This window comes from Roseitalea sp., assembly GCF_984466335.1.
In genome coordinates this window covers 1-4,252 of sequence record NZ_CFIFWG010000214.1, presented here as the reverse complement: position 1 = coordinate 4,252, position 4,252 = coordinate 1, and the positions used below count along the sequence as shown (strand labels likewise).

Genomic DNA, 4,252 nt, shown 5'->3' with positions numbered 1-4,252 from the left:
CCTTGGTCTTGGCGCTTTCCATCGGGATTCGCGCGATCACGTCGCCCGGCTTGACCCTGGCGCCCGGCTCGACCGACAGCACCGCATCGACCGACAGCAGGAACCTGGCATCGCCGCCGCGCGAAAGCTTGGCCACCTCGCCGTCCTTGCCCAGCACGGTGATCGCCGGCTTGAGGTCGGCACCGCGCGGGTTGGACCGCCAGTCGATGACCTCGCGCTTGGTGATGCCGGTGTTCTCGTCGGCCGATTCCTGGATCGAGATGCCGTCGACCAGATCCTCCAGGGCGACCGTGCCCTCGACCTCTGTCATGATCGGGCGGGTATAGGGGTCCCATTCGGCCAGGCGCTGGCCGCGCTTGATCCGGTCGCCATCGTCGACCATCAGCTTGGCGCCGTAGGTCAGCTTGTGGCTGGCGCGCTCCTCGCCCTTCTCGTCCCTGATGATGACGGCCATGTTGCGGCCCATGGCGATCAGGCTGCCGCCGGAATCGCGCACCACGTTGCGGTTCTTGACCTCCACGAGGCCGTCATAGGACGCCTCGACGAAGGAAGTGTCGACCACCTGCGCCGTGCCGCCCATGTGGAAGGTCCGCATGGTGAGCTGCGTGCCCGGCTCGCCGATCGACTGGGCGGCGATCACGCCGACCGCCTCGCCATGGTTGACGGGCGTTCCGCGCGCCAGATCGCGGCCGTAGCAGACCGCGCAGACACCGCTCTGCATCTCGCAGGTCAGCGCCGAACGGATCTTCACCGACTGGATGCCGGCCGCCTCGACCGCCTCGACATGGGCCTCCTCGACCATCGTGCCGGCCGGCACGATCACCTCGTCGGTCTTCAGGTTGACGACGTCCTCAAGAACCGTCCGGCCCAGGATACGCTGACCGAGCGAGGCGACCACCTGGCCGGCATCGACGATCGGCGTCATGGTCAGGCCGCGTTCGGTGCCGCAATCCTGATGGGTGATGATGCAGTCCTGCGCGACATCCACCAGGCGGCGGGTCAGATAGCCCGAATTGGCGGTCTTAAGAGCGGTGTCGGCCAGTCCCTTGCGGGCGCCGTGGGTCGAGTTGAAGTACTCGTTCACGGTCAGGCCTTCCTTGAAGTTGGAGATGATCGGCGTCTCGATGATCTCGCCGGAGGGCTTGGCCATAAGCCCGCGCATGCCGGCGAGCTGCTTCATCTGCCGCGTCGAGCCGCGCGCGCCCGAGCGCGCCATCATCCAGATCGAATTCATCGGCTTTTGGCGGCCGCTGTCCTCGAACTTGACCGCCTGGATGCCCGACATGGTCTCCTCGGTGAGCCGGTCGTCGCAACGCGCCCAGGCGTCGACCACCTTGTTGTACTTCTCGCCGAAGGTGATCAGGCCGTCATTGTACTGCTGTTCGTACTCCTTGACGATCTTGTCGGTCTCCTCGACGATGCCGGCCTTGTTGCCCGGCACGACCATGTCGTCCTTGCCGAACGAGATGCCGGCGGTGCAGGCGTGATTGAAGCCGAGCGCCATGATGCGGTCGGCGAAGATCACCGTCTCCTTCTGGCCGCAATGGCGATAGACCACATCGATCATCGCCGAGATGTTCTTCTTGGTCATCTCGGTGTTGCAGATGTCGAACGGCACCTTGGCGTTGGTCGGCAGCAACTCGCCGATGATCATGCGGCCGGGGGTTGTCTCGTGCAGTTCCCAGACCTCGTTGCCGCCCTCGTCGACCGTCTTGAAGCGGCCCTTGATCCTGGTGTGCAGCGTGACGACCTTGTTTTCGAGCGCATGGTGCAGTTCGCCCATGTCGGCGAACACCATGCCTTCGCCGGGCTCGCCGTCGGCGACGATCGACAGATAATAGAGCCCCAGCACCATGTCCTGGGACGGCACGATGATCGGCTGGCCGTTGGCCGGATGCAGGATGTTGTTGGTCGACATCATCAAAACGCGCGCTTCGAGCTGGGCTTCGAGCGACAGCGGCACGTGCACGGCCATCTGGTCGCCGTCGAAATCGGCGTTGAAGGCGGTGCAGACCAGCGGGTGAAGCTGGATCGCCTTGCCCTCGATGAGGACCGGCTCGAACGCCTGGATGCCCAGGCGGTGCAGCGTGGGGGCGCGGTTGAGCAGCACCGGATGCTCGCGGATCACCTCGTCGAGAATGTCCCAGACTTCCGGCTTTTCCTTCTCGACCAGCTTCTTGGCCTGCTTGACGGTGGACGAATAGCCCTTGGCGTCGAGGCGCGCATAGATGAACGGCTTGAACAGTTCGAGCGCCATCTTCTTGGGCAGGCCGCACTGGTGCAGCTTGAGCTCGGGGCCGGTGACGATCACCGAGCGGCCCGAATAGTCCACGCGCTTGCCCAGTAGGTTCTGGCGGAACCGGCCCTGCTTGCCCTTGAGCATGTCAGACAGCGATTTCAGCGGGCGCTTGTTGGCGCCGGTGATGACGCGGCCGCGCCGGCCATTGTCGAACAGCGCGTCGACCGCCTCCTGAAGCATGCGCTTTTCGTTGCGGATGATGATGCCCGGCGCGCGCAGTTCCATCAGCCGCTTGAGGCGATTGTTGCGGTTGATCACGCGGCGGTACAGATCGTTCAGATCCGAGGTCGCAAAGCGCCCGCCGTCGAGCGGGACCAGCGGCCGCAGGTCCGGCGGGATGACGGGAATGATGCTCATGATCATCCATTCGGGCCGGTTGGCCGAATCGATGAAGTTCTCGACCACCTTGAGCCGCTTCATCAGCTTCTTGGTCTTGAGCTCGGACGAGGTGGCGGCCAGTTCGTCGCGCAGGTTCGCCGCCGTTGCGGGCAGGTCGAGCGTGCGCAGGATCTCCTGGATCGCCTCGGCGCCGATCATGGCGGTGAACTGGTCCTCGCCATACTCCTCGGCGGCCATCATGAATTCCTCCTCGCTCAGGAGCTGATGCTCCTTGAGCGCGGTCAGGCCCGGCTCGGTGACGATGTAGTTCTCGAAATAAAGAACCCGCTCGATGTCCTTGAGCGTCATGTCGAGCAGCGTGGCGATGCGGCTCGGCAGCGACTTGAGGAACCAGATGTGGGCGACCGGCGCGGCCAGTTCGATATGGCCCATGCGCTCGCGGCGCACGCGCGAAAGCGTGACCTCGACACCGCATTTTTCGCAGATGATGCCCTTGTACTTCATCCGCTTGTACTTGCCGCACAGGCATTCGTAATCCTTGATCGGACCGAAGATGCGCGCGCAGAACAGGCCGTCGCGCTCGGGCTTGAAGGTGCGGTAGTTGATCGTTTCGGGCTTCTTGATCTCGCCGAACGACCAGGACATGATCTTTTCCGGGCTGGCGATCGAGATCCGGATGGAATCGAAATTCTGCGACGTGGCCTGAGGGTTGAAGAGATTGGCGATCTCTTGGTTCATGCCGGTCTCCTTTGCGGGCTCGCGCCCCGGGTCAGTGGTGGCGGATCGGCCACCGGAAAAATCGAGCGGCGGCCGGCATGGCGTGCCGGCCCGCCTCCACAATCGTCATTCGGCCGCGTCGGGCAGCATTTCATGGTCCTGGTCGTGGGCCGGACGCGTCGACGACAGCTCCACGTTCAAGCCCAGCGAGCGCATCTCCTTGACGAGCACGTTGAAGCTCTCGGGAATGCCGGCCTCGAACGTGTCGTCGCCGCGCACGATCGCCTCGTAGACCTTGGTGCGGCCGGCCACGTCGTCGGACTTGACGGTCAGCATCTCCTGGAGCGTGTAGGCGGCGCCATAGGCTTCGAGCGCCCAGACCTCCATCTCGCCGAAACGCTGGCCGCCGAACTGCGCCTTGCCGCCCAGCGGCTGCTGGGTGACGAGCGAATAGGGGCCGATCGAGCGGGCATGGATCTTGTCGTCGACAAGATGGTGCAGCTTGAGCATGTAGATATAGCCCACCGTCACCGGCCGGTCGAAGGCCGCGCCCGTGCGCCCGTCATAAAGGGTCGACTGGCCGCTGTCGTGCAGGCCGGCCTTCTCCAGCATGGCGTTGATCTCGGGCTCGACGGCGCCGTCGAAGACCGGCGTGGCGATGGTCACGCCATGGGCGAACTGCTCGCCGATCTTGACGAGGCTGTCATCGTCCATCCTGCGAACCGGCTCGTTGCGGTTGTTGTCCGGGATGATGTCTTCCAGCGTCGTGCGCAGCGGCTTGATGTCGCCCGCCTCGCGATAGGCTTCGAGCATCTCGCCGATCTTGCGGCCCATGCCGGCGCAGGCCCAGCCAAGATGGGTCTCAAGGATCTGGCCGACATTCATGCGCGAGGGCAC

At 64.3% G+C, this 4,252-nt stretch carries 2 protein-coding genes; both read right to left on the bottom strand.

Annotation, left to right across the window (positions count from 1 at the left end):
- Window positions 1–3,376, bottom strand: a 3,376-nt coding sequence (gene rpoC, locus AC5E6L_RS14520; RefSeq protein ID WP_491774234.1) for a DNA-directed RNA polymerase subunit beta', incomplete at its 3' end; no start/stop codon positions are given.
- Between the two features lie 105 nt (window positions 3,377–3,481).
- The coding region (locus tag AC5E6L_RS14515) for a DNA-directed RNA polymerase subunit beta (protein ID WP_491774232.1) at window positions 3,482–4,252 on the bottom strand (771 nt) is incomplete at its 5' end.